At 63.0% G+C, this 26,718-nt stretch carries 26 protein-coding genes; 4 read left to right on the top strand and 22 right to left on the bottom strand.

Annotated elements, in window-relative coordinates; genetic code table 11:
* Window position 1: 1 nt before the first annotated feature.
* The 17 genes from CS1GBM3_RS10710 to CS1GBM3_RS10630 form a co-directional block, all read right to left on the bottom strand.
* Window positions 2-928 carry a CheR family methyltransferase gene (locus CS1GBM3_RS10710; protein WP_072395257.1) on the bottom strand — a complete coding sequence of 309 codons (927 nt, stop codon included), beginning with the start codon at window positions 926-928 and terminating at the stop codon, window positions 2-4.
* A gap of 81 nt (window positions 929-1,009) precedes the next feature.
* A complete protein-coding gene (locus CS1GBM3_RS10705; RefSeq protein ID WP_072395256.1) occupies window positions 1,010-1,375 on the bottom strand; it encodes a response regulator in 366 nt (121 codons plus the stop codon).
* Window positions 1,376-1,455: 80 nt separating this feature from the next.
* Window positions 1,456-1,926 (bottom strand): chemotaxis protein CheW, encoded by a 471-nt coding sequence (locus tag CS1GBM3_RS10700; protein WP_072395255.1) that lies wholly within the window; start codon window positions 1,924-1,926, stop codon window positions 1,456-1,458.
* On the bottom strand, window positions 1,923-4,571 hold the full coding sequence (locus tag CS1GBM3_RS10695; protein WP_072395254.1) for a hybrid sensor histidine kinase/response regulator: 2,649 nt from the start codon (window positions 4,569-4,571) through the stop codon (window positions 1,923-1,925). The genes CS1GBM3_RS10700 and CS1GBM3_RS10695 overlap by 4 nt, the downstream gene beginning before the upstream one ends.
* A 36-nt stretch (window positions 4,572-4,607) precedes the next feature.
* Window positions 4,608-5,135: a hypothetical protein gene (locus CS1GBM3_RS10690; RefSeq protein ID WP_072395253.1), complete on the bottom strand. Its 528-nt coding sequence runs from the start codon at window positions 5,133-5,135 to the stop codon at window positions 4,608-4,610.
* A 572-nt stretch (window positions 5,136-5,707) separates the two neighbouring features.
* Window positions 5,708-6,664, bottom strand: a complete 957-nt coding sequence (locus CS1GBM3_RS10685) for a flagellar motor switch protein FliM (protein WP_072395252.1) — start codon at window positions 6,662-6,664, stop codon at window positions 5,708-5,710.
* Window positions 6,664-7,707, bottom strand: coding sequence for a flagellar motor switch protein FliG (locus tag CS1GBM3_RS10680; RefSeq protein WP_072395251.1), 1,044 nt, complete (start codon window positions 7,705-7,707; stop codon window positions 6,664-6,666). The genes CS1GBM3_RS10685 and CS1GBM3_RS10680 overlap by 1 nt, the downstream gene beginning before the upstream one ends.
* Window positions 7,708-7,939: 232 nt before the next feature.
* Window positions 7,940-8,539 (bottom strand): L,D-transpeptidase, encoded by a 600-nt coding sequence (locus CS1GBM3_RS10675; RefSeq protein ID WP_072395250.1) that lies wholly within the window; start codon window positions 8,537-8,539, stop codon window positions 7,940-7,942.
* A gap of 183 nt (window positions 8,540-8,722) precedes the next feature.
* Complete coding sequence (locus CS1GBM3_RS10670; protein ID WP_072395249.1) at window positions 8,723-9,109, bottom strand: DUF4186 domain-containing protein; 387 nt, start codon at window positions 9,107-9,109, stop codon at window positions 8,723-8,725.
* 82 nt (window positions 9,110-9,191) lie between these two features.
* Window positions 9,192-10,568 carry a sensor histidine kinase gene (locus CS1GBM3_RS10665; protein ID WP_072395248.1) on the bottom strand — a complete coding sequence of 459 codons (1,377 nt, stop codon included), beginning with the start codon at window positions 10,566-10,568 and terminating at the stop codon, window positions 9,192-9,194.
* Window positions 10,555-11,232 carry a winged helix-turn-helix domain-containing protein gene (locus CS1GBM3_RS10660; RefSeq protein WP_072395247.1) on the bottom strand — a complete coding sequence of 226 codons (678 nt, stop codon included), beginning with the start codon at window positions 11,230-11,232 and terminating at the stop codon, window positions 10,555-10,557. Before CS1GBM3_RS10660 ends, CS1GBM3_RS10665 begins: the two co-directional genes overlap by 14 nt.
* Window positions 11,233-11,543: 311 nt before the next feature.
* Window positions 11,544-12,086 carry a hypothetical protein gene (locus tag CS1GBM3_RS10655; RefSeq protein ID WP_072395244.1) on the bottom strand — a complete coding sequence of 181 codons (543 nt, stop codon included), beginning with the start codon at window positions 12,084-12,086 and terminating at the stop codon, window positions 11,544-11,546.
* Window positions 12,087-12,150: 64 nt separating this feature from the next.
* Window positions 12,151-12,420, bottom strand: a complete 270-nt coding sequence (locus tag CS1GBM3_RS10650) for a glycine zipper domain-containing protein (protein ID WP_072395242.1) — start codon at window positions 12,418-12,420, stop codon at window positions 12,151-12,153.
* Window positions 12,421-12,523: 103 nt separating this feature from the next.
* Complete coding sequence (locus CS1GBM3_RS10645) at window positions 12,524-13,648, bottom strand: AI-2E family transporter (protein WP_072395240.1); 1,125 nt, start codon at window positions 13,646-13,648, stop codon at window positions 12,524-12,526.
* 35 nt (window positions 13,649-13,683) lie between these two features.
* The gene (locus tag CS1GBM3_RS10640; RefSeq protein ID WP_083567428.1) at window positions 13,684-15,282 is read right to left on the bottom strand and encodes a GTPase family protein; all 1,599 of its coding nucleotides are present in this window, start codon (window positions 15,280-15,282) and stop codon (window positions 13,684-13,686) included.
* Window positions 15,279-16,544 (bottom strand): YcjF family protein, encoded by a 1,266-nt coding sequence (locus CS1GBM3_RS10635; RefSeq protein ID WP_072395239.1) that lies wholly within the window; start codon window positions 16,542-16,544, stop codon window positions 15,279-15,281. Before CS1GBM3_RS10635 ends, CS1GBM3_RS10640 begins: the two co-directional genes overlap by 4 nt.
* Window positions 16,545-16,678: 134 nt before the next feature.
* Window positions 16,679-17,071: a c-type cytochrome gene (locus tag CS1GBM3_RS10630; protein WP_072397419.1), complete on the bottom strand. Its 393-nt coding sequence runs from the start codon at window positions 17,069-17,071 to the stop codon at window positions 16,679-16,681.
* Between the two features lie 203 nt (window positions 17,072-17,274).
* Between CS1GBM3_RS10630 and CS1GBM3_RS10625 the strand changes: the two genes are divergently transcribed.
* Complete coding sequence (locus CS1GBM3_RS10625; RefSeq protein ID WP_083567427.1) at window positions 17,275-19,116, top strand: CHASE3 domain-containing protein; 1,842 nt, start codon at window positions 17,275-17,277, stop codon at window positions 19,114-19,116.
* 12 nt (window positions 19,117-19,128) lie between these two features.
* Here the strand turns inward: CS1GBM3_RS10625 and CS1GBM3_RS10620 are convergent, their stop codons facing one another.
* Both CS1GBM3_RS10620 and CS1GBM3_RS10615 read right to left on the bottom strand, forming a co-directional pair.
* Entirely contained in the window at window positions 19,129-19,335 is a 207-nt protein-coding gene (locus CS1GBM3_RS10620) for a hypothetical protein (protein ID WP_072395235.1), read from the bottom strand.
* A 69-nt stretch (window positions 19,336-19,404) separates the two neighbouring features.
* On the bottom strand, window positions 19,405-20,400 hold the full coding sequence (locus CS1GBM3_RS10615) for an SDR family oxidoreductase (RefSeq protein WP_072395233.1): 996 nt from the start codon (window positions 20,398-20,400) through the stop codon (window positions 19,405-19,407).
* Window positions 20,401-20,535: 135 nt separating this feature from the next.
* On the opposite strand from CS1GBM3_RS10615, the gene CS1GBM3_RS10610 reads away from it, so the two are divergent.
* On the top strand, window positions 20,536-20,883 hold the full coding sequence (locus tag CS1GBM3_RS10610; RefSeq protein ID WP_072395231.1) for a hypothetical protein: 348 nt from the start codon (window positions 20,536-20,538) through the stop codon (window positions 20,881-20,883).
* Between the two features lie 80 nt (window positions 20,884-20,963).
* On the opposite strand, the gene CS1GBM3_RS10605 is transcribed toward CS1GBM3_RS10610, so the two are convergent.
* The 3 genes from CS1GBM3_RS10605 to CS1GBM3_RS10595 all read right to left on the bottom strand — a co-directional run bounded on the left by CS1GBM3_RS10605 (window position 20,964) and on the right by CS1GBM3_RS10595 (window position 24,509).
* The gene (locus tag CS1GBM3_RS10605) at window positions 20,964-21,188 is read right to left on the bottom strand and encodes a DUF2171 domain-containing protein (protein ID WP_072397418.1); all 225 of its coding nucleotides are present in this window, start codon (window positions 21,186-21,188) and stop codon (window positions 20,964-20,966) included.
* A gap of 322 nt (window positions 21,189-21,510) precedes the next feature.
* Window positions 21,511-24,039 carry a protein translocase subunit SecD gene (secD, locus tag CS1GBM3_RS10600; RefSeq protein WP_072397417.1) on the bottom strand — a complete coding sequence of 843 codons (2,529 nt, stop codon included), beginning with the start codon at window positions 24,037-24,039 and terminating at the stop codon, window positions 21,511-21,513.
* Window positions 24,040-24,137: 98 nt separating this feature from the next.
* Window positions 24,138-24,509 carry a hypothetical protein gene (locus CS1GBM3_RS10595; RefSeq protein ID WP_139247879.1) on the bottom strand — a complete coding sequence of 124 codons (372 nt, stop codon included), beginning with the start codon at window positions 24,507-24,509 and terminating at the stop codon, window positions 24,138-24,140.
* A gap of 247 nt (window positions 24,510-24,756) precedes the next feature.
* Here CS1GBM3_RS10595 and CS1GBM3_RS10590 point away from each other — a divergent pair, with 247 nt between their 5' ends.
* Together CS1GBM3_RS10590 and CS1GBM3_RS10585 are read left to right on the top strand one after the other, a co-directional pair.
* On the top strand, window positions 24,757-26,067 hold the full coding sequence (locus CS1GBM3_RS10590) for an MFS transporter (RefSeq protein WP_072395227.1): 1,311 nt from the start codon (window positions 24,757-24,759) through the stop codon (window positions 26,065-26,067).
* Between the two features lie 159 nt (window positions 26,068-26,226).
* Window positions 26,227-26,706 carry a hypothetical protein gene (locus CS1GBM3_RS10585; RefSeq protein ID WP_072395224.1) on the top strand — a complete coding sequence of 160 codons (480 nt, stop codon included), beginning with the start codon at window positions 26,227-26,229 and terminating at the stop codon, window positions 26,704-26,706.
* Window positions 26,707-26,718: the final 12 nt, after the last annotated feature.

The following is a 26,718-nucleotide window of genomic DNA, read 5'->3' as shown; positions in this document are numbered from 1 at the left end:
ATCAGCCGGTGGTGCGCAGGCGAGCCGCTGCGGACAACGCGGTAGCGCCGAAGCCCGGCGGCAGTGTCGCGCTGGGCTGATCAGTGCGCGGCGTGAAGCGGGGTGTCGAGGCCGCAGCCGCAGCGGCGCGCGCGAAGATGCCACGGTGCTCGGGATGGGCGACAAGGTCCGTCTTGAGGCCGATGAGGCTCTCGGAGGCTCCGAGCGTCAGGAAGCCGTCGGGTGCCAGCACGCGGGTCATGCGGGCCAGGATGTCCGTCTTTCGCGCGGCGTCGAAGTAGATCAGCACGTTGCGGCAGAGAATGACGTCGAAGCGGCCGAGCACCGTAAAGTCCGAGAGCAGGTTCAGCTGCCGGAAGGTCACCTTCGAGCGAATGTGGTCAGACAATTGCCAGCTTTCGCCGATCTGATTGAAATGACGCAGTAGCATCGGCGTCGGCAGGCCGCGCTGGACCTCGAACTGCGAGTAGATGCCCTTCTTTGCCTTCTCGAGCACCTGCTCCGAAAGGTCGGTGGCGACGATGTCGATCTTCCACCCGGCGAGCTTTGCGGCGAACTCTTCGAGGATCATGGCCAGCGAGTAGGCTTCTTGCCCCGTCGACGCGGCGGCGGACCAGATGCGCAGGCGCTTCTCGTTCTGCCGTGCCGTCAGGAGGGCCGGCAGCATGACGGAGCGGAACTGGTCGAAGGGGGCCTTGTCGCGGAAGAAGTAGGTTTCGTTGACGGTCATCGCCTCGATGACGTCCTTGGCGAGCTTCGGCGATTGTCCTTTTTGCAGCAGCGCCACGAGCTCTTCGAGGCCGGACAGGCGCTCACGCCGTACGATCGGCATGACGCGGCTATCGACGAGATACTTCTTGCTCTGATCCATCACGAGGCCGGATTGGCGGCGCAGATAGTCGCAAAGGGCATCAAACGCTTGGGACATGGCAAGTATCGCTGCTCTTTTTGGGGTTGAGCCGTTTGCGTTGCTCTGGTGCTCGCGGAGCCTCGCCTTACGCCGTCGCTCTCAGACCATTCCGATCTGCTCGAGCTTCGTGCGGATGATTTCCTGGTCGAAGGGCTTCATGATGTACTCGGTGGCGCCAGCTTCGAGCGCTGTCAGGATTTTGTCGCGCGTGTTCTCGGTCGTGCAGAAGACGACCTGGGGTGCGTCGCCGCCCGGCATCTTGCGCAGCTTGGTCAAGAACTCGAGCCCGCTCATCACCGGCATGTTCCAGTCGAGCAGGATGAGATCGGGAAATCCCTTTTGGCATTGCGCGAGCGCATCGGAGCCGTCCGCGGCTTCCGATACCTCGAAGCCCATGTTGTCGAGGATCTGCCTTGCGATCTTGCGGATGAAGGAGGAGTCATCCACGACGAGCGCTGTCTTCATGTCACTCACCTTTACTCTTACTGGCAAACACCCTTGGTCGTCGAAGGCTTGCGCTGCGGGGCGTGCCCGCAGCGGTCGGCTTAGTTCGTGAAATCGAAGAGCGCTTCGATGTTGAGCGCCGGAACGAGAAGATTGCCGACTTTGTAGAGTCCGGACATCAGGCGCGAGCGGGTCGGGTCGAAGTGGGCCGGGATCGGAACCTTCATCGAGGCGTCGAGCGTCAGCACGTCGCCGACCTCGTCAACGATTAGCGCGAAGTTCTCGCCCTTGTGCTCGATGCCGATGGCCAGCGAGTTGTGTACCTCGTCGACGGGGATGCAGAGGCGACGGCGCAAGCTGACGGCGGTGACGATCTTGCCGCGTAGGTTGACGAGGCCCACGATGTCGGCGGGGCCGAGCGGGATCGGGGTCACGCTCTGGATGCGGAAAATGGTCTGTGTCTGCAGGACGGAAAGGCCGAAGGCCTCGCCGCCGGCGAAGACGGTGAAGTAGCTTTCTTCCCCGGCTGTCGGAACGTCCGAGGCGGAAGGGATGGCGACGGCTGTGCTCATGCGGCAAGCTCCATGGACGTAGCCTTGGCGTCGGCGGCGGCATCGAGCGCGTGGGCAAGCGTATCAAGCAGCATGTGGCGCTCGTGCTTGCTGATCAGCGCGGTCAAGCCGTGCTCGCTCGCGATGCGGGCTGCGCGGGGTGTCGGATTCCTGCTGACGCCGAAAGCCGGGATGCTGGCGGCGTCCTTGCGCGCCTGCAAGGCTCGTAGCGCGGCAGGGCTGGCCAGCAGCGGCGTGTCGGTATCTATGATTACGGCGTCGAACGTTGCGCTCTGTGCCAGCAGCTCGTTGATGTCGCTGCCGACGGATGTCGCGGTCACGCTGTAGCCGGCCGCCGAAAGGGCGGGGCAGAGCATGTCACGCACCAGCATGTCGTCGGAGGCGAACAGGATACGCTGCGGCGTCGGCGCCGCGCTGCCGGCGGAGTCGGCCATGCGGATGAAGTGCGAGACGTCGATGAGCTCGACCGCTTCGCCGCGGATCTCGGCGGAGCCCACCAGCGCGGAGTTGTTGCTTGTCAGCTGGATCTCGAGCTTCTCCTCGAGGATGTCGACGATCTCGTCGGCCATGAGGCCGATGGCGCGCTGGTCCGTGGCGACGACAAGCACCGGATAGGCCGGCTTCGACATGTCGATCTCGGGCGAGATCGGCACGATCGGCATCAGGCGGCCTTGAAGCAGGACCATCTGGCGGCCGTCGGACTGCTCGATGCGGTCGGTCTCGACCATCTCGATGCGCGAGACGAGCGACAGCGGCAGAACCTTGGGGGCTCCCGAGCCGGCCTTGAACATGACGAGGCGGCGGCGCTCGTATGCGCTCTGGTCGCGGGTCTCGACGCGCTTCTTCTCTGTCGATTTCTCGATGCCAAGGCTGGCGGCGAGGCCGGCCGGGTCGAGGATCAGCACCACCGAGCCGTCGCCCAGGATGGTATGGCCGCTGAAGACCTTGAGATGGGCCAGCGAGGCGGAAAGCGGCTTGACGACGATCTCCTGGATATCGGCGACGCCGTCGACGATGATGCAGAACGAGTCCGTGCCGACGCGCATGACGACCGCGAGCTTGTCGTTCGCTTCGTTCTCCGCGACGTCGGAGAGTGCAACGACGTCGCGCAACTCCACGGCGGGGATCACTTCCTCGCGCAGCTTCAGCACCAGGGCGTTCTGAACGTTCTGGATGAGATCCTTGTAGTTCTTGCCGAGGCTAACAGCCTCGACAACGGAGGTCTGCGGCAGGGCGAAGCGCTGGCCGGCGACCTCGATGATCAGGGCCGGCGCGATGGCGAGCGTCAGCGGGATGCGGAGCGAGAAGCGGCTGCCCTTGCCTTCGACGGACGAGAGCGACACCGAGCCACCAATGGCCTCGATGTTGGTGCGTACGACGTCCATGCCGACGCCGCGGCCGGAGACGTTGGAAACGACCTGGGCGGTGGAGAAGCCCGGCTCGAAGATGAAGCGGTAGATCTCCTCGTTGCTCATGGCGCGGAGATCCTGCTCCGTCGCGAGGCCTTGAGCGAGAATCTTGGCTTTGATGCGCTCGATGTCGAGGCCCTTGCCATCGTCGGCGATGTCGATGGTGATCTGACCGGCTTCATGTGCCGCAGAGACGCGGATCTCGCCGCGCTCGGGCTTGCCCCTGACAACGCGGTCCTCGGGCTTTTCGATGCCGTGGTCAGCGCAATTGCGGATGATGTGAGTCAGCGGATCACGAATGACCTCGATGAGCTGGCGATCGAGCTCGGTGTCTGCACCTTCTGTGACGAGGTCGATGCTCTTGCCGAGGCTCGTCGAGAGCTCGCGCACGAGGCGCGGAAGATTGGCGTAGAGGCGGCCAACGGGCTGCATGCGTGCACGCATGACAGCGTCCTGCAGGTCGCTGGTCAGTGTCGAGAGGTGCTGAAGGGGCGTCTTGATGCTGTCGTCCTCGCGGTGGCGCGCGATTTCGAGCAGCTGGTTGCGCGAGAGCACGAGTTCGGAGACGAGCTGCATCATGCGCTCGATGGTCTCGACCGAGACGCGGATCGATTCCTGGTTTGCTGTGGACCCGCCGGCTGCCTTGCCTTGCGCAGGGGCCGCGTCGGATGCTTTCGCAGTCTCTTTTGCGGCGGTCGGCTCGAGGGTTGCTTCGGCGATCGCAATCACCTCGGGGGCGGGGGCGGCTTTGGAAGCAACAGGCTCGTGCTCCACGATCGCCGGCTCGGCGATGGCGCTCACGACCGGTGCATCGGCTTTGGCGCTCGCCTCAGAGGCTGCGGCTGCAGCAGCGGCCTCGGAACCTGCAGCGTAATAGGCTTCAAGCGCGTTGATGATCCCGCTGTCGTCGCCCGGAGGTTCAGAGCCGTACTGGCCGATCTCCTCGATGATCGTTTTGATGCGATCGATGGCGGCGAGAATGATGGTGACGGAATGCTGTGTTGGGGGCACGCCGTCGCGCAGCATGCCCATCACCGATTCAGCAGCGTGGCCGACGCGCTCGAGGCGCTCGAGGCCGAGGAAGCTGGACGTGCCCTTGATGGTGTGAACGAGCCGGAAAATGCTCGTGATCAGCGACGCGTCGGACGGATTGCGCTCGAACATCACGAGCTGCGTCTCCGCACCTTCGATGTGCTCGGTCGTTTCCGTCAAAAAGTCTTTCAGCAGTTCATCCATTGGAAGTCCCCCCTCGGCATCCAGCGGTCGCTTACCCTACGCCACGCATGGAATCAGCCGGTCCGCCATGCCTTGCGGTGTCTCGGCTGCTTGCTCTCTTCCATTGTTCACGAGATCGGAGGCGCGGTTCAGGGCGCTCCGGATGGCGCACGAGGCGTTCTCGCAGAAATCGGAAACTTTCGAAGGATCGACCTCGCCGTCCGGCCCCCTGTGGGCGCGGATGACGTCGATCGAGGCCATCGCCATCGCGTTGACGCCGTCGATGATGCTTTCGAAATCGCGGCGGAAGCTCTCGTCGAGGCCGTCATAGATTTCAAGCGCGCGCGCGCTGCCGGGCAGCAGCGACTTGGCGAAGTACTCGCGGTAGGTGACAGGGCGCCATTCCAGAAGCTCGTCGAGCATCTCGGGAAGGAGCGTCGGCAGGTTCTCGATCAGAAGGAGAACCTCGTTGAAGTGATTCAAGTAATCGTTGGCGATGCCCGATGCGGGGTTGACCAAGTTTGCAGCGCGCTCTTCAAGCGTGTCGGTCGCGCCGTTGTTTGCCACGGCGTCGTTCTCAGCCATTCCCATTCTCGCCACCCGCGTTGGACTATCGTGGAATAATTCCGACGATACTCCATGGCGTTAGCTAAAAATCGGTTACGAATATCTGCAAAGGGACGATATGCGTCAGGCTGTGGCCGACTTCATGGTGAAGGTCGGATATACACGGTAGCGAAATTTGAAAAGATCTGAGCCGAACTCTCTCTGATGTGCGCAATCGCCTTCCGGTTCCTGCGGGTCCGGTAAGGGTTTCTTCGGATGCTTGCTACCCGCGAAGCCTCCCAGGTTGTTGGCCTTGTCGGCTCCCCTGGTCAGATCTTCTTTGCGGTACGCGTTGCCTTCTCCGTATTGCTCGCGCTGGCCTTCCCGCGGCCGAGATGCTCTTTTTCTTCGGTTGCGGCATCAACTTCTTCCATGGCTTGGAACAGAACGCCCCCGGCGGGGGGAACCGGGGGCGCGGGGTATTAAGCCGGCTGTTTTGTCTGGGGAGGGAATGAAGCGCCGGCTCTGCAGATGCAACGCAGGGCCTGGCTTTCGGTTCCATGCCGAGAGAGAAGATATATGAGGTGAAGCGCGCCCGAAGGCGGGTCTCGTCAGCGCGTTTGGGAACCCGAGATGAGATCGGCGACCAGCTCCTTCTCGCGGTCGACCGGCTGCTCGACGACGAGCGCGAACTGACCTTTGGCCTGCGCCAGGCGGCACAGGAAAATGCGCTCGTCCTGACACTCGAGCGGGATCAGGCTCTTGGTATCGACGTTGAGGCGCAGGATCTGGCCCGCCTCGAGGCTCGCAATCTGGTCGAGTGTCATGTCCGGGCCATCGAGCACGCCTTCGAGCAGCATGTGCGACGACGCCAGGCCGTCCTGCATCTTCTTCTGCCACTCGGGATCGACGGAGGTTCCGTCCAGGGCACGCGTGCGCTCAAGCAGCTTGCGGATCGGATGTAGGGCCGCTTGTGGAATGATCATGAACATGCGGCCGCCGTTGTCGAGGATCTGGAACAGGATCTGAACGGCGATGACGGGAATGTCGGTCTGCCCGAGGATCTGGAAGTCCAGTTTGGTTTCCAGCTTCTCCAGTTCGAGGTTCACGGGCGTGATGGGATTGAGCAGCTCCTCGAGCTCGTCGATGACGATGTTGAAGACGCTGCGGGCGAGGCGGGCTTCAAGAGAAGTGAAGGGGCGATCGGATTCGAACGGCGGCATGCTGCCGTCGCCGCCGAAAGCAGCGTCGATCAAAGAGAAGACGAAGCGGCGGTCGATGCCGACGACGATTTTCGAGTCCCACTGGCGGCAGTAAAAGATGCCGGCGATGCTGTCCTCGTAGGATTCGAGGACGTCCCACGAATTGCCACTCTCTATCTGATTGACGAAGAACGACGAGGGGACGTTGCAATAGTCACGGAACCGCTCGGCGAGTGTCGTGACCAGGCGCTCAAGCACCCCTTTCAGGACGTGCAGGCGCTCGACCTCAAGCTTTGGCGGCTCGAGAAGCTTATCGGTTCCGGGCTGACCACCGGAGTCGCGGATGTCCGCATACTGCTCCCGCATCACTCCTCATCCTCCTCGGGATTGCCGACCTCGATGATGCCCTTCTCGATCATCTCCATGGCCGCGTCGGCGATCGCGCGACGGGCCTTCTGGATCTCTTTCGGAGACGGCTTCTTGCCCGTCGCCAGCTCCTGCTCGATCATGCGGCGGGCGCGGCCGGGCGTCGCTTCGAGGATCAGGTCAATCATCCTCGGCTCGGCGCCGAACAACGCGGCAATCGTGCGGTCGGCGGGGACGCTGTCGAACAGCGTGACGAGTGCCGGCTGCGACAGGCGCGCGATATCGTCGAAGGTGAACAGGAGGCTGCGGACAAGCTCTGCTTCCTTCGGGCGATGCTGGTCGAGATCGGTCAGGATCTCGTCCATCTGCTTGCGCTCCATCTTGTTGATGATATCTGCAAGCCGGGCGTGAATCGTGGGGCCGGTGTTCTTGGCGCTCTTGTAGAGGAGCTCTTCCTTGACCGCGCCTTCCAGGATCTGGATCGGCTTTTCGAGCACGATCTTGAGCGCCAGCATGCGGCGCATGATCTCGTTGCGCAGTGGGCCGGGCAGCATTTTGAGCGCCGCGGCGGCATAAGCAGGGGGCGTGCGCGACAGGACGAGCGCGGAAACCTGCGGGTGCTCTTTGGCGAGATACTGGGCGGTCGACAGCTCCGGAACCTCGCCGAGCTTGATCCAGATCGACTGCAGGGATTTCGAGCGCACCTGCGTCATGATCTCGGCGATCTGCTCGGGCGGCACGACGCCGGACAGCAGGGCTTCGACCTCGTGCGCGGTTGCTATCAGGTCGCCGCCCGTGCGCAGGTGCTGGGCAAACTCCTCGATCAGGGCGTCGAGCGTCTGCTTCGAGACGGCGCCGAGATCCGTCGCCGTCTGGGCGATGAGCTTGATGTCATCTTCGTCGAAGTGCTTCAGGATGCGGGACGCGACTTTCTTGTCCATGGACAAGAGCAGCGCAGCCACTTTCTTCGGGCCGGTCAGCTCCATCGGCTCCGAAGCGTCCTCGCTTCTGGTCGATCGTCTCTCGGCCTGCGCCTGGGTCATCCGTCGCTCAAAGTGCCATCGTTGGAGACGCCGTCCCGCCGGCCCTCATCGAGCCGCTCAATCGCTGCCAGTGAATACGCAAGGACACAGCGGCGCTGTCGGCGCGCCAGAAGCCAAGTTTGAGACTTCTCCGATTTGCCTTGAGCGAGGCTTGAGGCGCGAGGTGTGCTACAACTCGGAAGATGCGGTTGAAGGCCCGGCGGCAACAGCGCCGGGCTTCAGGGACGGAAGGTCAGCGGAAGCGCTGCCAGGTGACCGTGACTTTGGTGCCCACGGGCACACGCGGATAGAGATCCAGCACGTCCTCGTTGTACATGCGGATGCAGCCCTTGGAGGCGGCAGTGCCGATGGTCCAGGGGGCATCGGTGCCGTGGATGCGATAGAGGCTCGAGCCGAGGTAGAGCGCGCGTACGCCGAGCGGGTTCATCGGATGGCCGCCCGGTACCCAGCTCGGAAGACGCGGGTTCTCGCGCAGCATGGTCGGGGTCGGTGTCCAAGATGGGTTGACGCGTTTGCTCGTGACCGTGGTTGCGCCGGACCAGCGGCTCTCCTCGCGCGGAACAGCGATCGGATAGCTGATCGCTTCGCCCTTGCGGTGGATCCAGTACAGTTTTCTGTCGCCGAACGAGACAATGACCTGGCGCGGCGCATAGTTCGAGCTGAAGGGCACAACGGATCGTGAACCGCCGTCCCAAAGGAACGAGAAGAAGTCCTGTGCGGATGCTTTCTGCGCGGAGAGAGTGGACAGCAACATCGCGAATGCAGCCAGCACGGTGAAGCGGCGAGCCGCAGCTCGGTGGGCGTTGCCGAACCTCGAACGCTCGATCGTCATGCGGGGAACTCCGTGGTTCATTGTCCGCGCGTGGCGGGACAGGCCGCGACGCACTTTGCCGTCAGGGTGCATTCCGTACGATTCCGAAGCAAGCTCGGGGTAATCCCTACAGAGAGCCTAGTCCCGTCCACTGTTGCAATTCTGCACTCGTGGTGGTGATTTGGGCTGAAATGAGGCGTCCACTCAAAGCAGACGAGGCTCGGCCGGACCGGTGTCCTCTCCTCCTTGCTGCCTTAGCCATTTCTCGATGACGGCCAGGATGTAGGCTTGCGCTGCGCCATCGAGCGGTTGCCCGCGCGGGATGTCGTGCCATTTGGCGAGGCATCCGCGGCAGCAGGTTGCGGTGGCGTGCTGGGCGACAAAGACCGGATGGCCGCGGAACGGCGTCTGCTTCCCATCGTGTACGGGATTGGCCGGTGCAAGCCGCCCCTCGATGAAGCTACGTGCGTGATCGAGCACGGCATCGAGCCCCTTGCGCGCGAGGTAGGCGCGGTCCGCGCCAGACAGCACAAAGCGCCGTCGGAAAGGGGATTGCGACAGGCGCACCAGGATGTCGTCGATGTCTGCCATGCACCGTACCATCCGCCGAGGCTGGTTTCCTCGATCAGTGTAACGAATCGCATCTTGCGGGGTGAGGGCGCAACGTTGGTCGTCAGGAACGCGTCGGAAACGAAATTGCGACCTTGAGGCCCGGTTTGTTATCGGACAGCGTTACGACGGCGCCGTGCAGGTCGGCGATTGCACGCACGAGGCTGAGGCCTAGGCCGTGCCCGGGGGTCGAACGCTCGCGTTCGAGGCGATAGAAGCGGCGGAAGACGTTTTCGTGCTCGGCCGGCGGGATGCCAGGACCGTCGTCTGCGACGCATACGGCCGCGCTGCGTGCGGATCCCGAGAGCGCGATCGAGATCGTCGTTCCTTTGGGGCAATGCTGGAGCACGTTCTCGATCAGGTTGGCGAATAGCTGCAGTAGAAGCTCTTGATCGCCGCGGATCACGGGAACCGTGCCGCGCGCTCCAGCCCAGACGAGCTTGAAGCCGTCGTCCTCAATGACAGGCGCATAGGCTTCCACGGCATCGTTCAAAACCTGCTTGAGATCGATGTCGACAAAGCGTGCGCGGCGGTCTCCGGCCTCGAGCTGGCCGATGTTGAGCAGCGCCTCGAACGTGGCGACGATGCTGTCCACCTCTCCGATCGCGTCCTCGAGGATTTGCTTCATCTCCGGGCTGGCGCCGGCGACGTCACTTGCGCCTTCGAGCTGCTGGCGGAGGCGGGTCATCGGGCGCTTCAGATCGTGGGCGATGTCGGTCGACGATTGATTGGCGCTTTGAACGAGGCGCTCGAGCTGGGTCAGCATGGAGTTTATGCGCTCGCTGACCTCGTCGAGGTCGTGGCGCGGATGCCTTATCGGAATGCGACGGTGAAGTGCTCCGTCGGTGACTGCGGAGAGCGTGCTCGAGATGTCGTCGATCCTTCTCTGCGCGCCCCGCGCCAGATAAATGCCGGAGCCGACTCCCAGGATTACCGTGAACAGCAAGCCCCAACCGAGGCTGCGCGTTAGGATACGCCGCGCTTCGGAAACTTCGCGATCCGAACGGCCGACCAGCAGCGTACCCGTTGAAACCGGGGACCAAATAGCGAGGAAGCGATCGCGGATCGGAGCGCCATTTGCGATGTCCGGCAAGCGTGAGCGTTCCAGCTCGCGCCAACCCTCGAACGGCTGCTCTGTGCGGATGTTACCGGCGACGATGTCTCCCTTAGCGTCGATCAAGGCGAAGATGCTGTCGGCATCGCGCACGGATTCTGCTTCATCAACGACGACTTTGACCAGCTCGTCAAAGCCGTAGCGACGATCGATGGCCAGCAGCGCGTCGCGTGTGTTAAGTACGCGCGCGCGCACGCCGTCTTTAATGCCGTCCGTCAGGCGCGCGATCATCACAGCGAACAACGCTGTGACGGCAACAGTTATGATCAAAGTGAACGCGACGGCAGAGCGGACCTGCGTGCGCCTGAACAGATCACGCGCTGTCATTGATGGAATAGCCACTGCCACGGACGGTATGAAGGAGCTGTTTGTCGAATGGCTTGTCAATCTTGGCGCGCAAGCGCGAGATATGTGTTTCGACGACACTCGTGCGTGGGTCGAAGTGGAAGCCCCAGACGCGTTCGAGCAGCATGGTGCGGGTGACCACACGGCCCTTATTGCGCATCAGCGTTTCGAGAAGTACGAACTCCTTGGGCTGGAGCTCGATGCGCTCCTGTCCGCGCGTGACCTTGCGGCTCGCCACATCGAGCTCGAGATCGCCAGCACGCAGGATATCGCTATCCGAGCGCATCGGCGGGCGTCGGCCAAGGGCGTTGACGCGCGCCAAGAGTTCTGCGAAGGCAAACGGCTTTACGAGGTAGTCGTCGCCGCCGACGTCCAGGCCCTGGACGCGATCGTTCACGCCTCCGAGGGATGTGAGGAACAAGATCGATACCCGGCTACCAGCGGTCCTGATCATGCGGGCGAGCGACAGGCCGTCGAGGCCCGGCAGCATACGGTCGAGAATGATGAGGTCGTAGGTTTCGCGGATGGCCAGCGCCAGTCCGTCCTTGCCATCGTGCACGACGTCGATCGTATGGCCGGCCTGCACGAGGCCTTTCGAAATGTAGCGTGCGGTGTCTTTATCGTCCTCGACCAGAAGCAGCCGCATGTGGAGGGCTCCGTTGTGGCCAAAGCGGCCGTCAGTGCCGGTTTACCGCACCCTTTGCTGCATCTCAAATCCTGCGGATGCCCGGTAAAGCAAAGAGCCCGAACGCGCAAGGCGTTCGGGCTCTGATACCCTGCAAGGGTTGGGTATCTGAAGGGCAGCCTTCGAGGGGGACCATTGTTCAGGAGCTGGCTGTGAGTGTCACTAGGGACGCTCACTCTCAGAGGCTGCCCAGAAGGTACACTAGACACCCGATCTTACCCGCTTATGTCTCCGACCTTACATTTGCCGTAAGATCCGCAAGACCTTGTTGGTCAGGCTGCCGCGCGTCTCTCGGGTGGCACAGCGGCTTCGTCTCCGTTGTCGGGATTGGATACCGGGGCTGCCTCCTCGCCGGTTTCGCCAAAGCGCGAGATTACGAAGGCCGCCACCGCCAATATGAGTACGAGCGGCAGGTTGCGGCCCACGCTGCGTATGACACCGGGAAGCGCCATTGGCGCTAGGGAGGCGAGAACCGATCTCACCTCCGGCGTCAGGAAATCCGCGGCATCATCGATCAGGCCCTCCGCTGGAGAGGGCTGCTCGCTCTCTGCAGAAGATTGGTCTTCCGCGGCACCCGGTTCACTCGTGCCGACCCCCACGACAGCCATAGTCACCAAACCGATTACGGCAAAGATCGCGGCCATCACTCCGTAGGCGGTCACCGATCCATACAGCTCGACGAGCTTTACGGTGAGCGCCGCCGTCGCGAAGCCCGCCGCAACGAGGAGAGGGACGGCCACGAGGGCGCGCTCGAGGGCTCTAGCAATAACCTGATTGACCGAACGCTCTGCGCGTCTCAGGAGACCTTGAAACATCCGGAAAGTCCTCTCCTCGTCTGTGCCGAACCCGCACCCGGTCGGGCTTTACCGAAGACAGCGGCTATGATTTCCACAATGCTCCGATGACGAAGCCAATGCCGGCCGCTATGGCGAGCGTGGTCAATGGCTGATCCTTCACCGACTTGTCGACGGCGGTTTTGAAATTCTCGGCCACGACCTGGACGTGCTCGGTGGCTTGGCGTCCCTGGTCGGCGAAATTCTGAACGGTGCGCTCGATCTGCTCACCGGTTCGCTCTGCCAGGTTCGCTGCCTTGTCGGCCAGGTCATCGGCCGCATTGCGCGTGTTAGTGCTCGATGTGGTCTGTGCCATTGGGAAAACGCAGCTCCTTTTTTATGGTGGGACGGCGCTTTCCGCCGTCAGACAGCTAAACGCCTTGAATGCGGGCCGGGTTTCACGCTGGGCGGAAATGGCCTCAGTCTGGCAGCTCGGGCGTATCCCGTGGAAACAGATGGCGGAAGGTGACGATGGTCGTCATCAGGATCGGGACGGCGACGAACGCGCCGATCGGCCCCCACATCCAGGTCCAGAAGCCGATGGCCAGGAATACCGCAAAGGGGTTCATAGTCATGCGCCGCCCCATCAGCGCGGGGGTGATGAAGTGGCCTTCGACGGTGCTGATGCCAATGTAGACCAGCGGGGCGACGAGGGCCTCGGACGTTGCGGAGAAGGTGAAGAGTCCGACCAGGAATAGGATGGCAATCATCAGCGCGGCGCCGATGTAGGGGATGTAATTCAGAACGGCGGCGAGTACGCCCCACAGCATGGGATTGGGCAGACCTACGGCCCAGGCGAGCAAGGTCGTCACGACACCAAGGCCCAGGTTGACGATGGTGAAGGTGCCGAAATAGACGGTCGTGTTGTGTTCGATATCGGCGTAGATGCGGAGCGAGGTAAGTCGCGCGTCGCGCGTCGGAAGCACAAGCACGGACCGATTTTTGATCTTCTTTTGGTAAATCAAATAGAAGATTAAGGCGCCGAGAAACAGGACGCCTTGTGTGACGGCGGGCGTCAAAATGCTGATGATGCCGCTCACGATGTTGGTGTTCTCCTCGACGTGGAGGCCGGTGCCCGGAGAGCCCGTGATCTGGCCGATTGAGCGTGACAGCTCGTTCAAAAAATCGAACGGACCTGCCATCGATCGAAGTTTCTCGCGCAGGACCGCGCCGAGCTCCGTGGCCCGGCTAAGCCAATAGGTCAGTGGTAGCGAGAGAAGCATGACGATCGTCAACAGAATGATCATCAGGGCGAGGGTTACGACGCCGACTGAGGCCACGCGCGGCATTCCGTTTCGTTCCATCGCGTTCACGACGGGAAGCAGGATGTTGGCAACCACCCACGCCAGGATGATCGGCACCACAACCTCCTTCATGAGGTAGAGCGCGGCTAGCACCGCCAACGCAAACAAGCCTGTTACAGCGACATCTCCGACGATCTGCCAGGTCTCGGCGGCAGACTTCATTTCCTGCTCGCCGTTGCGCGCCTCCTCGTCGCCGTTGCGCGCTCTGGCTTGGGACGTCGCGTCTGCGGCTATGGTCATGGCTTGAACTCCACACGTTCAGCTCTTGTTATTCGTCAGGGTTCGCGTCCGCCTTTCGATGTCTTCTTGCCGAAGGCGCCGGCGATCGTGCGTCCGGCCCCTGCGGCTTGAGAGAAAACCGATCTCCAGTTCCAAGTTCCTTTGAGATCGTGAAGCAGGCGCAAAAGCTGAGCGCGTGTGGCTTCGGGCAGTGCGTCGGCGATGCGCTGCCAGAGCTGCTCGACGTTATAGGGGGCATGCGCTTCGGCGAGGCTCACCGGCACGACCTCGTCGGGTGAGAAGCCGAGATCGGCAGCCGCGGCCTTTATGGCGTCCCGGATGTTGCGCGCCTTTTCGCGATGATCGCTGACGAGGTCATAGGGTGGGGCCCATTCCCCGAACGGGCGCAGCCGGTCGACGTGCGTGGCGACCAGAACGAGCGGCGGACGGCGCCGGTTGAGGCGCGTGGCGAAGTGGGTGCGCACGGCTTCCAGAGCGTTACGATCGACCTCGCGGTCGGCGCGGTGGGCGGCTACGACCCAGAGCACGAGGTCGCTATCGGCCGCGCGCTCGACAAGCTCCGCCAACGCTTTCGCGTCCGCGTCGAGACCGGGGCTATCGATGACGAACGCGGCGGGAAGGCCTTCGCGCTGCAGCACGTAGGGCGTGAACTTCGAGGTGGCCGGCAGTGCGTCGGTCGCGGCGCGAGCCTCCTTCGCGAGTGCATTGACCAGAGACGACTTGCCGACGCCCGTCTGGCCAGCGACGAGGATGCGCAGCGGCTCGGCCCGGGACTGGCGCATAACTTCCTCGTCGGCGGCCGACTCCTCCGACACGTATCCGCTCAACGCCATGGACGAAACACGCAATCGCCCGCCGTAGAGATCGATGGCGGCGCGGCCGATCTCCAGCACGTACGCCTCGACGAGCTTGCGGGCGATGGCGTCGCGTCCCCACTGCATCATCGCCTTGGAGAGCTGCTCGCGTGCCTCGTTGGCGGCGGCGGTTGCCGGATTGGCAAGACGGATGACGCGCCAGACGTCGTAGGCCCGCTCGGCCCAGTCGATCGCGCCGCGCCAGCGGTAGAGTGTCAGCGCCTGAGCGACGGTCAGGCGGTCGCCGAACGGCACGTTGTCGAGAACGAAGAGGCGCAGGCGGCGGCTTACGCGCTCGATGATGGCGAGCGCTTCCGGCGTCGTGAATTGCCATAACGGATCCTTGCGCTCGGCGTGCAGACGCCGCGCCACGGTCTCAATGGTCTCGCGGCCGAGGGCGAGCAAGCCGTCCGTGCTTGAGATGCGCTCGGGCTCCGTCTTACGTGCGAGCGTTTCGACATCCGCCCAGGCCTGCTCCTCGATCGGCGACCAGCCGAGGCGCTGGGCCTCCTCGGTGGCCGTCGAGGGGGGCGGTGTGTCCTGTACGTCAGGTGGTGGCGCGGAGTCCGGCAGGAGCTGGCGCTGAGTAAAATAGACGACTGCGACTGCGGCCAGCGCGAAGCCCGTCCAGTACAGCAGATACCCATTCTGCCAGAGCCAAAGGCTGCCGAGCGGGATCAGCGACAATGCGGGGATCAGGAGGCCGAAAGCGAGCAGGATGAGGAAAGCTGCGCGCCGCGCGCCGGGCGGTTTCTTGTTGTCGCTCATCTTGTCGCTCATGGGCTCGCCTCCCGATGTTGCCCGGACTTACGCTCCCGGGCCATGCGAAAGGCTTCTCGTAGAGCCTCCTGGTAGGCGTTGGCGATGCCGCCACGGTCGGCGGTGCCGAGGCGGCGGCCGTGCAGGTAGTATACGGCCGCTTTGCCGAGGGCATAGGTAATGGCGAAGCTGGCCGCGGCTGACGCCGCGGCGCCCGCGGTCTGGCCGTAGACTGGCAGCATCTTGGCGAGCTGACGCAAGCCGATGCCGGCTGCCACCTTCGCGACCGTGCCTGCCCCGATGGCGGCGGTCAGCTCGGCATAGGCGCGCTTGTCCCATTCGATTCCATAAAGGCGGCCGAGGCGGCTCAGCATGCGCGCCTGGACGGTCGAGGCGGCGATGGCGCCGGCTACCGGAATCGGCACAAGGTCGCCGCCGGCCGCGGCCATGGCGTGGCCCATGACGATGGGATCGGCAGCGCGTGCCTTGGGATCGGCCTTGAAACCCGGTAGCGCGCCGAGCGCTGCCAGCATGCCCGCGGGTGCGACCGTCGCCAGCGCCTCGGTGAGCGCCTCAAGCCCGTACTCGGAGGGCGGCAGGCCATCGTCCGGTTTGGTCAGGTCAACGGGGGCGAAGAGGAGTGCGCCCTTGCCCGGCAGCTTGTCGAACAGTGCGCGCTGGTGGGCGAGCGCCCGCATCAGATCGGTCGGAATACGGGCGATGACCTCCGGCGGTGCATGCGGCTCGAACGGATAAGGGATGATATGGTCCTGTCCGGGTGGGTAGCCGTCGTGAAGGCTGGTCTGGGCGACGACGATGGGCCAATCGGGGTGGCGCTGGCGGACGGCGCGCAGGGCCTCGAAGACGGCGCGCTGGTCGGCATCCATGGCACGCACGACCGCGAGCACGAGGTGGGCTGCGCCCTCCGCGAAGGCGAGATCCTCCGCGGGATCGTAGTCCGCTTCTCCGAGGCCACGGGTATCGAGAAAACGCAGCACCGGCATCTCCGAGGGGAACGCGTAGATGCGCGACGTGCGCGTGCAGGGCCGGAAGCCGTCGCCGATCTCGGCGTCAGTGGCGCCGGTGACGGCGCGGATGATCGACGTCTTGCCGCTTTGGACCTTGCCGAGAAGCCAGACGACGGGAGCGTATGTGTGGATCTGCTCGTCGGAGAGGTCCGATGCGGTGTCGCGGCTTTGCCGGTCACCTTCGGCACGGGACGACTGATTGCTGCCCGGTCGGCCGGGCAGCACGCTCTTCAGCGCTGCAGCCCATTTCGCCATGGAGACCCTCTCGCTGGAATGCCGAGGTAGATGGATGCCTGAACATTAAGGCTTTCGGTCGCTCGGCAGGAACAAAAACGCCCGAGGAAGATGCGCGGTTCCCTCGGGCGTTTCTGTGCTGTTGTTCCGAGCGCTCAGGAATCTTTGCCCTGAGACTTCAAGTAGTCAATGATCAGCTTTCGTTGCTCGGCATCCGGAATTCCCGCGAACGGTGTCATGGTGGTGTTTGACGCGATCGCCTTCGGGTTTTCGATGAACTTGTCGAGGGTGGCCTCGTCCCAGATGATGTCCTCGGTCAGGCCTCCCGAGTAGTTGGCGAAGCCTTTGGCCTGTCCTGCGGGCTTGCCGACAATCCCATGCAAGGTCGGTCCAAGGCGATTGTCGTCCGGCTTAACCGAGTGACAATTGCGGCAGTGGGTGTTGAAGGCGACCTCACCTGCATCGTCCTCCGCCGTGGCGGAGATCGGGCCAAGCGAGACTATCGCGGCTGCGAGCCACGTGGTCAGGACGTTTCTTTTGCTAAGCATTGTGCAGGTCTCCATTGGGTTGGAGCTTCTTTTTCCTGAAACGTTTTTCCCGATTGGGCGGTTCCGGTCTTTCGCTATACGGAAGGGAGTTTTGCTGTGAGCTGTTCGTCCCTTGAGCCCCGTCCTTTTCGGCGAACTGGCACGGGTCGTGAGCTTGTGTATGATCCGGAACCGGAGTTGGCGGTCTGGATGTCAGGCTATCTATGCTGAACAGGGTGTCGAAGGCGGTTGGGAGCCGCGTCCCGGAGATGGGCGGCCTGGCTCTGCTTACTATTTTCGCTATGACGCTCTGGATAGGCACCCGCTACATCAACCAGGCGGATTGGGTGCGCCATACTCTCCAGGTCGACACGGCGATTTCGGATACGTGGTTGCTGTTGCAAGATGCCGAGATCGGTCAGCGCAGCTTCGTCTTGACAGGGGACGAGGCATTTCTTGAACCTTACGCCAACGCGCTTCAAAAGTTGCCAAAAGCCATCGAGACCCTGCAGCAGCTGACCGCCGATGACGCGGATCAAGCCAGGGCTGTCGAGAATGCAAGCTCCATCATTGCGCAGCGTCTTGCGTTCGCCGCCGAGACGATCTCGTTGCGCCGGACGCAGGGGTTCGATGCGGCGCGTGCGAAGGTTCAGCAGGGCGAAGGTCGACGATTGATGAGCGATCTTGCGGCACGGTTTGCCGACATGCGCAAGACGGAGCGGAACCTGCTCGTGGCGCGCGAAACTGCAGCGTTGCAGACGATCTCCGTTCTTGCGGTCGCTGTTTTCCTCGCGTTTTCTGCGACGCTCGCGGCCCTCGTGATGTGGATCATAAACGCGCGCCGTAGCACGCGGGAGCTTGCGAAGGCCCACCGATTGCTGACCGAGTCCATCGCGGAGCGCGAGGACGCCGAGAAGCAGATCCGTCAGATGCAAAAGGTCGAGGCGATCGGCCAGCTCACCGGAGGCATCGCGCACGACTTCAACAACATGCTGGCGGTGATCATGAGCGGCATCGGCCTGGCGCAGAAACGCATGGCGCGCGGGCAGGAGGGCGCAGAGGAAATGCTTGCGGGGGCTCTCGACGGCGCCAGCCGCGCGGCAACGCTGGTCAAAAGGCTGCTGGCGTTCTCGCGGCAGCAGCCGCTGGCGCCGAAACCCATCGATGCGAATAAGTTCGTTTCCGGAATATCGGACCTGATCTCGCGGGCCATAGGCGAGTCGATCAGCGTCGAGACCATACTTGGGGGAGGTCTCTGGCTCACTCATGCCGATCCGGTGCAGCTCGAAAGCTCACTGCTCAATTTGTGCGTCAACTCGCGGGATGCGATGGCGGAGGGCGGGCGTCTCACCATCGAGACTGCGAACTGCCATCTCGACGATCGCTATTCACGCCAGCATCCGGATGTTCCGGCCGGGCAATATGTGCTGATCGCTGTGACCGACACCGGCACCGGTATGACGCCCGAGGTGCTGGCCAAGGCGTTCGATCCGTTCTTTACGACAAAAGAGCAGAGCAAGGGCACCGGGCTTGGTCTGTCGCAGGTCTACGGGTTCGTCAAGCAGAGCGGTGGGCACGTGAAGGTCTATTCGGAGGTCGGGCAAGGCACGACTGTGAAGATCTACCTGCCTCGCCATTACGCTGCCGATGCCGTTCGTCCCGAGATCGATACCGAGGTGCACGAGAGCACGGGTACGGAGACCGTGCTTCTGGTCGAGGACGAAGAACGCGTGCTGGAGCTCACTGCTGCGGGATTGCGGGAACTCGGTTATACGGTGATCGAGGCGGCCAGCGCCAAGGAAGCCATCGAACGCCTCAAGAGCGACGTAGATATAGACCTCCTGCTCACGGATATCGTGATGCCGGAGATGAATGGGCGCAAGCTCGCAGATGCGGCGTCAGAACTTCGGCGCGATCTCAAGATCATGTTCATGACGGGTTTCACCAAGAATGCCGTCGTGCACAACGGGGTGCTCGATCCGGGCGTACATTTCCTCGCGAAGCCGTTTTCGCTCGAGGAACTTTCAATCAAGATCCGCGAAGTGCTGGACACGAAGCGCGGATGACAGAGGGCGCGGTTACGTCTTAGCGAATGTCTTCGCGGGTTGGCACGTGTAGCGCGCTACGTAGAAATTGGGATGCGCGTTCGTCCATTTGCTGCCTTCAATCTGCGAGGCGATCAGACATCCGGTCAGTCCGACATGCTGCTCGAGCTGGATCGGATGCTCCTCGTAGCACGAGGCCCCTGCAACCAATGAACAAACGGTGAAGATGAGCTCGTACACGAGGGCCTCCAGTGAAATATCTTTGTTCTCTGATCAATTCGTCGATCTGGAGTTGGTTCCTGCGTGCGGTCAATCGTAACCGCCGATGATGGGCAGCAACTCGCCAGTGATGTAGCTCGAGCATGAGGGCGCGGCGAGAAACACGTAAGCGGGAGCTATCTCTTCGGGTTGGGCGGCTCGCTTCATTGGCGTGCTGGAGCCGAATTTTCGCACTTCTTCTGCCGGGCGGTCGGCAGGATTGAGCGGGGTCCATACCGGACCGGGTGCAACGGCGTTTACGCGGATGCCTCGAGGCAAAAGGTTCGCGGACAACGAGCGCGCAAAGGCGTGGATGCCGCCCTTCGTCATCGAATAATCGAGAAGCTTCTTGCTGCCCCGGAAGCCAGTGACGGAGCCGGTCATGATGATGGAGCTACCGGACTTCATGTGCGGGACGGCTGCACGCGTAAGATAAAAGTAGCCGTAGAGGTTCGTTTTCAGCGTGCGGTCGAAGTGCTCGTCGGTGATATCGGTGATGTCGCCGGCGTGCTCCTGAAAGGCAGCGTTGTTGACGAGAATGTCGAGGCTTCCGAACGCATCGATGGTCTTGCGGACTGCGTCGTTGCAGTAGGTAGGGTCCGACACATCGCCAGGGAGGAGCAAACAGCGGCGACCTTCGGCTTCGATCGCGCTCTTCGTCTCGCGTGCGTCCTCGGATTCTTCAAGATAGGCGATCGCAACGTCGGCGCCTTCGCGTGCAAACAGCACGGCGACCGCGCGTCCGATGCCAGAATCGCCGCCGGTGATCAGAGCTACCATGTCCTTGAGCTTTTCGGAGCCTTTGTACTCCGGCGCATCGTACATAGGAGCCGTTTCGAGGTCCTTCTCAAGCCCCGGCTTTTCGAGGTGCGTGTCGTCGAGCGTCTCGGGGTATTTCCTTTGGCCAACCTGGACGGGCTTCTGCTTCTCTTTATCGTCCTTGGATGAGTCCCGTTTCCGCTTGTCGATCTCATCGATGTGGGACTGAATGCGTCGTCCCTGCTCGGCAATGCGCTTTGCACGCGGCATCGGGTTTTGTTGACTCATTTTTTTGCCTCCAACCTCCCGATGAGGACGAAACGCGATGGAGCGTTTGAGGTTTCAATAGATGCTTCGGTAGCGGAACGGAGGCGGCTGCGGGCCGTTTCTCTATAGAGAAACTTCGGAGAAGAGGTTTTCGTCATGCCCACCCGAGGCTGGTTAATCGTGCATGCAGCTCTGCTGTCGGCCTCGCTTGTTTCACCTGCCGCGGCGCAGTCGACGCCGAAGCCGTTGCCGCCTGCGCCGCCTGAGGTGATGGAGCCGCCGAACGAAAACCCGGTGCCGCCGGCGGACCCGGGGACGAATGCCGGTCGAGCGGAGAAGCCACCGCTCACGAAAGAGCTCAAGGAGAATGAGGGTGTGCTCGAGCCACCGCGCGGCGTCGATCCCGGGATCGAGAAAGCGCCGCCCGAGGACTTCAAAGGCAAGACGCCGGTTATTCCGCCGCCGGGCGAGCCGGGTGGCAATCAGGATCGTCAACCCCAATAGCTGATGGTCAGCCAACACGCGGAAAGAACCGCGGCCCTATTCGGTGCCGCGGTTTCAAGTGCGTTCCTATTGAGCGGGGGTTAACCCCACTGGGCCCGCGCTTCGCTACCCGGATGGGCCAAGTGGACCCGTTGGTCGACCGTGTTTACCCACGCGAGCGGAATGTAGTGATGCTTGCCGCCCGCAGCCGGGTCGTTTTTTGTCAGCTTGAGGTTGTCGCCCTCGCAGCGGTCCACGGTACCGACGTGGTCGCCGTCGGACCCGACGACCTCCATGTGCTCCTTAATCTCGGATGGATTGACCATCGGATTTCCTCCACGTTTCTTCTTGCTTTCTTGCCTTGCATTGCTGCCGGACGCCGCCTTGATCCGAGCCTGCAGTTCAGGAGGGATCGGAGGTCCGGGGAGGACCGATTTGACGCCATTCTCCGCGGTTACAGCGGCTTTCACCGCCTCGTCGTCGGCACGAGTCTTCTCGATGTCCGTGGCGCTTTCTGGAGTCTCGCCCGAGTGCTTTACATCGTTCCTTTTATTTTTGGCGCTGCTCATGGTTCGCTCCCAAGTTCTTCATCGCGCATGGGAAATAAACGCGCGCGGTTCCTGAGGGGTTCCGCGCGCGTCTTTGGCATCAGGCCTTCAACGGGTCCGCTGCAGGCGTTGCTGCGGCGGGTGCCGGCGTGCTGCGGCGCAGGTAGCGCTCGCCGATATTGAGAAGGATCGGCGCTGCGATGAAGACCGAAGAACTCGTCGCGAGCACGAGGCCGAACAGCAGGGTCAGCGCGAACTCGCGAAGAGCAGGGCCGCCGAACAGGGCCAGCGGCGCGATCGCCAGGAACAAGGCGACCGATGTGCCTATGGTGCGCGACAGTGTCTCGTTGATGCTGCGATCGATAACGTCGCGGAGCGGCGTCTTTTTGTATCGTATCAGGTTCTCTCGGACGCGATCATAGACCACGACCTTGTCGTTGATCGAGAAGCCCATGATGGTGAGGATTGCCGCGATCGAGGTGAGGTTGAACTCGAAGCCTGTAATGGCCAGGAAGCCAACCGTCTTCGTGAGATCGAGAAACATCGTCGCCACGGCGCCAACGGCGAACGGCCATTCGAAGCGGAACGTGATGTAGGCGAACATGGCGATGGCCGCGAGGCCGAGCGCCCATAGTCCGTCGCTCAAGAGTTCAGCGCCGACCGACGGTCCTACGACCTCGACGCGCCGGATCTCGGTGCCGGGCACCGCCTGCTCGACCGTCTCGCGCGCCTTGCGCAGCGCTGCCTGCTGCTCCTCGGCCGTGCCGTGCGGGTGCTCGAAGCGCAAGAGCACGTCGTCATCGGCGCCGAAGCGTTGCACCTGGACCGGACCGAGCCCCGCGTTCGCCAGTGCGCCCTGCAGAGTTGGCGCATCGGCCGTGGCCGGCGTCTTGGCTTCGATCACGACACCGCCCGCGAAGTCCACGCCCATCCGGAGGCCAGGATGAAAGGCGAGGCCCAGCGACGCCAGGCTGATCAGAGCGGAGACGATCAATCCCGAGTAGCGCGCCTTCATGAACTGGATCGACGTGTGCTCCGGGAAGAAGCGGAAGCGCGTGCCGATGGTCAGTGACTTTGGTCGCGCGCGCTTCAGCCAGACCGAAGTGAGCCAGCGAACGAGAACGATGGCGGTAAAGATCGACACCACGATGCCGAGGCTGATGGTAACGGCGAAGCCGCGGATGGCGCCGACGCCGACGAAGAACAGGATCAGCATCTTGATCAGCGTCGTGAGGTTAGCGTCCATGATCGTCGTGTAGGCTCGCCGGAAGCCGGTCTCGATGGATGAGATGACGCCGTTGCGCTTGCCGAGCTCCTCGCGTGTGCGCTCGTTGATAAGGATGTTGGCGTCGACCGCCATGCCGAGCGCCAGCAGGATGCCGGCCATGCCCGGAAGCGTCAGCGTGGCGCCGAGCATCGATAGGCCGGAGATCGTCAGTGCCAGATTGACGAGCAGTGCCGCGGCGGCGAACAGGCCGAAGCGGCCGTAGGTCGCGATCATGAAGCCGACGACCAGCGAGAAGCCGGCGATGATCGAGTACAATCCGGCGCGGATCGCGTCGGCGCCGAGGCTCGGTCCGATCGAGCGTTCCTCGACGATGGTCAGCGGAGCGGGCAATGCGCCGGCCCGCAGCAGCACGGCGAGGTCGTTGGCCTCCTCGATCGTGAAGTTGCCGCTGATCTGTCCCTGTCCGCCGATGATCGGCTCGCGGATGACGGGTGCGCTGATCACCTTGTTGTCGAGCACGATGGCAAACGGCTCGCCGACGTGGCGGGTGCTGACGTTGGCGAAGCGGCGGGTGCCAACGGAATCGAGCGCGAAGTTAACGACCCAGCCGCCCTGTTGATGATCCAGGGCCGCGGTCGCGCGCGTGAGGTTCATGCCGTCGACCTCGACGTGGTGGCGGACCGGGATCTTCTGCGCGCCTTCGGCTCGATCCGTCATCGGCAGGAGCTCGACGTCGGGACCGTATTGCGTGCCTTCCGGCGCCACGAGGCGGAACGTCATCTTGGCCGTTGAGCCGAGCAGGCGCTTGACGCGGTCCGGATCGGAGACGCCGGGAAGCTCGACCAGCACCCGGTTCTGGCCCTGGCGGGCGACGACGGGCTCGTTGACGCCGGTCTCGTCGATGCGGCGGCGGACAATCGAGATGGACTGCTCGACAGCCTTGGTCGCAAGTTCGGTCACCGCCTGGGGATTGAGCTTCAGGGTCAGCGTGTTGCCGTTGGCGGTCTCGGCGAACACCAGTGAGTTGCCGGGTCCATCGAGCCGCTCGGCAAGGATGTCGCGGAGCGCCTCGCGGGCTGTCGCGCGCTGCTGCGGGTCTGCTGCGGTCAGGGCGACGCTGTCCTTGTTGGCGACCACCGAGGTGAACGGGATCTTGGCCTTGCGGAGTGTCTCGGCTACGGCGACGCGGGCGCCGGCTATGCGCTCCTTGATGACGGAGTTCATGTCGACCTCGAGCAGCAGGTAGGAGCCGCCTTGGAGATCGAGGCCGAGGTTGACGCGTGGCTGCGGAACCCACGTGGGAAGCGTGCCGTGTGGGATAAGGTTCGAGATCGAGAGCAGGGTGCCGAGCAGGCAGACGCCTAGGACCAGCGCCGTCTTGAAGCGCGAGAAATGTAGCATGATCAAATCCCCATGGCGCTGTAGCCACCCTGGCCATGAGGCGGGGCGGCGCGACGCGAGATCAAAAGTGTGTGGTTGTGTGGTGAAGCGGGATTGAATCAGGCGGCAGGCGGCGCGCGGGTGCGGCCGTCGCGGACGCGCTCGACGCTGACGGGAAGCACGCGGACAGAGGGGGCAGGAAGCGAGCGGAGGGCACACGCCCAGGCGTCGGCTTCGTTGTCTCGCGGATCGACTGCGGGGTCGCCGTCGCTGGGGCCGCCGAGCCGCAGGGACGGATCGAAAAGGTCCTGCCGCAGGGAGGCTGCCTTGCTTGTGGCGCGCACGTCGGCGCCGCGCTCGGCAACGGACAATCCACCGGCGAAGGTCGGGCTAAAGCCGAGCGTAGAGACGCTCGCCAGCGCGCCGAGCACGGCAGCCAGCAGAGCAGACCAAGAACTCCGGCTTCGCTGCCGGTTGCGGGGACTGGCCACGGATCTTGTCCTACGTCGGTGTGCCTGAAACATAAGGTCCGCTGCGGAAATAGCTAGCCCACGATTATTGACCTGACTTTCAAAGATAATTTCTGTGGCTACGGGGCAAAGCAGATCCGTTTCGAGGGAACTGGCGTAGCGAGGAACGATCAGATATGGGGCGGCCGGTCGGCGTGCAGGTTGCTCGTGGCGCCGTGGCTCAACGAGGGTGCGCGCGCATGGCTGCTGTCTCACGGATCTCCCGCTCATGATGGCCGGGCGGGTTGCGCATGCGCTCAGGGCGCGTGACGTCCACTACGGATGGGTTGTGGTCGCTGTCACATTCCTCGTCATGCTGGTGACGGCGGGGGCGGTCGGTGCGCCTGGCGTTTTCATCGTTCCGCTCGAGAAGGAGTTCGGTTGGCAACGCGACGATATCTCGTCGGCGCTGGCCATCCGCTTCATGTTGTTCGGCCTCATGGGGCCGTTCGCGGCAATTTTCATGAACCGCTTCGGCGTACGGCGTGTGGTGCTCGTCGCCTTGTCCATCATCGGCGCGGCGCTCGCGGTGTCGCTCGTCATGGACCGCGTGTGGCAGCTTATTCTGCTATGGGGTGTCGTGGTTGGCATCGGCACCGGGCTCATGGCCATGGTTCTCGGCGCGACGGTTGCCATGCGCTGGTTCTCGGCGCGGCGCGGGCTCGTTCTCGGATTGCTGACTGCCAGCACGGCGTCCGGTCAGCTCGTTTTTCTGCCGGCGCTGGCGCAGCTCACGGAAGCCTATGGATGGCGGGTTGCGGTGGGGCTCGTGTGTGTGGCGCTCTTTGTGGCGGCGCTCGCCGTGTTGGCGCTTATGCGGGAGCGACCGTCAGAGGTCGGCTTGCCCGTCTATGGAGCGCGCGACATCGGGTCGGTGACGCCGGTGGTGCAAACCGGTGGCTTTGGAGCCGCGCTGCTGGCCCCGCTGGTCGTGCTCAAGGACGTTTCCCGGTCGGGGGCATTCTGGGTGCTGTTCGGTACATTCTTTATCTGTGGCCTCAGCACCAGCGGCCTCATCCAAACGCACTTCATCCCGCTTTGCGGCGACTACGGTGTGATGGCGGTCAGCGCCGCAGGAATTCTCGCGCTGATGGGCGTGTTCGATTTCGTCGGAACGCTCGGCTCGGGGTGGCTGTCGGACCGCTTCGACAGCCGTTGGCTTCTGTTCTGGTATTATGGGCTCCGCGGGCTATCGCTCATCTATCTGCCGTTCAGCGATTTCTCTTTGCTCGCGCTCACCATCTTCTCGGTTTTCTATGGGCTCGACTGGATCGCCACGGTTCCGCCGACGGTCAAGCTTACGGCCGAGCGTTTCGGTGACGGACGCGCCAATGTGGTGTTTGGTTGGATCTTTGCGGGCCACCAGCTCGGTGCCGCGGCTGCGGCTTATGGCGCGGGCCTGACGCGGACAGTCTACGACACTTATCTCCCGGCTTTCTTCCTGGCCGGAGTTCTTTGTGTTGCCGCGGCGTTGGCTTTCCTGGTGTTGCGGGGCATCGAAGGGCCGAAGCGCAGCGCACTTGCAGCCGCTGCCGCTTAGATGTGCAAAATCGAACAAGACCGCGATAGGCCGCTATCGGATGAATTTTGACGGTTGGCTCAACGTGCCGCTTGAGCGCTGACCCGCAATGAGTTTCCTTGTTGCGTGGATCCGCACGGCTGAGATTGGTTCGGCCTAGGTCCGCATCGGGAGTGGCACATGATCTTCGGGCTCGACGGTTTCACGCTCTTCCACATCGCGCTCAGTCTGGTTGGGATCGCGGCCGGGTTTGTCGTCGTCGGCGGTTTTCTGTCGAACGCGCGGCTCAATGGCGCGACGCATCTCTTTCTCGTGACAACGGCGGCCACGAGCCTCACAGGTTTCCTGTTCCCGTTTGTCGATCTTCTGCCCTCGCACATCACGGGGCTCATCTCGCTCGCGGTTTTGGCCGTCGCCATCTATGCGTACTACTTCACCGACCTTGTGGGTCGGTGGAGGTCGATCTTCGTCGTAAGCGCGACGACGGCGCTCTACCTCAACGTGTTCGTTCTGATCGTGCAGACCTTCATCAAGAATTCGGCTCTGCTGGCGCTGGCGCCGACGCAGTCGGAGCTGCCATTCGCGGTAACGCAGGGGATAACGTTGGTGGCTTTCCTGCTGCTCGGCTGGGCCGCAGTACGCCGCTTTCGCGTGGCGTAGCCCACCGCTCTC

Origin of the sequence: Hyphomicrobium sp. CS1GBMeth3, assembly GCF_900117455.1 — a bacterium.
Taxonomy (GTDB): Bacteria; Pseudomonadota; Alphaproteobacteria; order Rhizobiales; family Hyphomicrobiaceae; genus Hyphomicrobium_C.
The sequence above is the reverse complement of the archived record's forward strand: the minus strand, read 5'-3'. Positions and strand labels throughout refer to the sequence as shown.

Coding starts and splice junctions, on each gene's coding strand:
- CS1GBM3_RS10710 (WP_072395257.1), bottom strand. CDS start 928: ATGTCCCAAGCGTTTGATGCCCTTTGCGACTATCTGCGCCGCCAATCC.
- CS1GBM3_RS10705 (WP_072395256.1), bottom strand. CDS start 1,375: ATGAAGACAGCGCTCGTCGTGGATGACTCCTCCTTCATCCGCAAGATC.
- CS1GBM3_RS10700 (WP_072395255.1), bottom strand. CDS start 1,926: ATGAGCACAGCCGTCGCCATCCCTTCCGCCTCGGACGTTCCGACAGCC.
- CS1GBM3_RS10695 (WP_072395254.1), bottom strand. CDS start 4,571: ATGGATGAACTGCTGAAAGACTTTTTGACGGAAACGACCGAGCACATC.
- CS1GBM3_RS10690 (WP_072395253.1), bottom strand. CDS start 5,135: ATGGCTGAGAACGACGCCGTGGCAAACAACGGCGCGACCGACACGCTT.
- CS1GBM3_RS10685 (WP_072395252.1), bottom strand. CDS start 6,664: ATGCGGGAGCAGTATGCGGACATCCGCGACTCCGGTGGTCAGCCCGGA.
- CS1GBM3_RS10680 (WP_072395251.1), bottom strand. CDS start 7,707: ATGACCCAGGCGCAGGCCGAGAGACGATCGACCAGAAGCGAGGACGCT.
- CS1GBM3_RS10675 (WP_072395250.1), bottom strand. CDS start 8,539: ATGACGATCGAGCGTTCGAGGTTCGGCAACGCCCACCGAGCTGCGGCT.
- CS1GBM3_RS10670 (WP_072395249.1), bottom strand. CDS start 9,109: ATGGCAGACATCGACGACATCCTGGTGCGCCTGTCGCAATCCCCTTTC.
- CS1GBM3_RS10665 (WP_072395248.1), bottom strand. CDS start 10,568: ATGACAGCGCGTGATCTGTTCAGGCGCACGCAGGTCCGCTCTGCCGTC.
- CS1GBM3_RS10660 (WP_072395247.1), bottom strand. CDS start 11,232: ATGCGGCTGCTTCTGGTCGAGGACGATAAAGACACCGCACGCTACATT.
- CS1GBM3_RS10655 (WP_072395244.1), bottom strand. CDS start 12,086: ATGTTTCAAGGTCTCCTGAGACGCGCAGAGCGTTCGGTCAATCAGGTT.
- CS1GBM3_RS10650 (WP_072395242.1), bottom strand. CDS start 12,420: ATGGCACAGACCACATCGAGCACTAACACGCGCAATGCGGCCGATGAC.
- CS1GBM3_RS10645 (WP_072395240.1), bottom strand. CDS start 13,648: ATGACCATAGCCGCAGACGCGACGTCCCAAGCCAGAGCGCGCAACGGC.
- CS1GBM3_RS10640 (WP_083567428.1), bottom strand. CDS start 15,282: ATGAGCGACAAGATGAGCGACAACAAGAAACCGCCCGGCGCGCGGCGC.
- CS1GBM3_RS10635 (WP_072395239.1), bottom strand. CDS start 16,544: ATGGCGAAATGGGCTGCAGCGCTGAAGAGCGTGCTGCCCGGCCGACCG.
- CS1GBM3_RS10630 (WP_072397419.1), bottom strand. CDS start 17,071: ATGCTTAGCAAAAGAAACGTCCTGACCACGTGGCTCGCAGCCGCGATA.
- CS1GBM3_RS10625 (WP_083567427.1), top strand. CDS start 17,275: ATGCTGAACAGGGTGTCGAAGGCGGTTGGGAGCCGCGTCCCGGAGATG.
- CS1GBM3_RS10615 (WP_072395233.1), bottom strand. CDS start 20,400: ATGAGTCAACAAAACCCGATGCCGCGTGCAAAGCGCATTGCCGAGCAG.
- CS1GBM3_RS10610 (WP_072395231.1), top strand. CDS start 20,536: ATGCCCACCCGAGGCTGGTTAATCGTGCATGCAGCTCTGCTGTCGGCC.
- CS1GBM3_RS10605 (WP_072397418.1), bottom strand. CDS start 21,188: ATGGTCAATCCATCCGAGATTAAGGAGCACATGGAGGTCGTCGGGTCC.
- secD (WP_072397417.1), bottom strand. CDS start 24,039: ATGCTACATTTCTCGCGCTTCAAGACGGCGCTGGTCCTAGGCGTCTGC.
- CS1GBM3_RS10590 (WP_072395227.1), top strand. CDS start 24,757: ATGATGGCCGGGCGGGTTGCGCATGCGCTCAGGGCGCGTGACGTCCAC.
- CS1GBM3_RS10585 (WP_072395224.1), top strand. CDS start 26,227: ATGATCTTCGGGCTCGACGGTTTCACGCTCTTCCACATCGCGCTCAGT.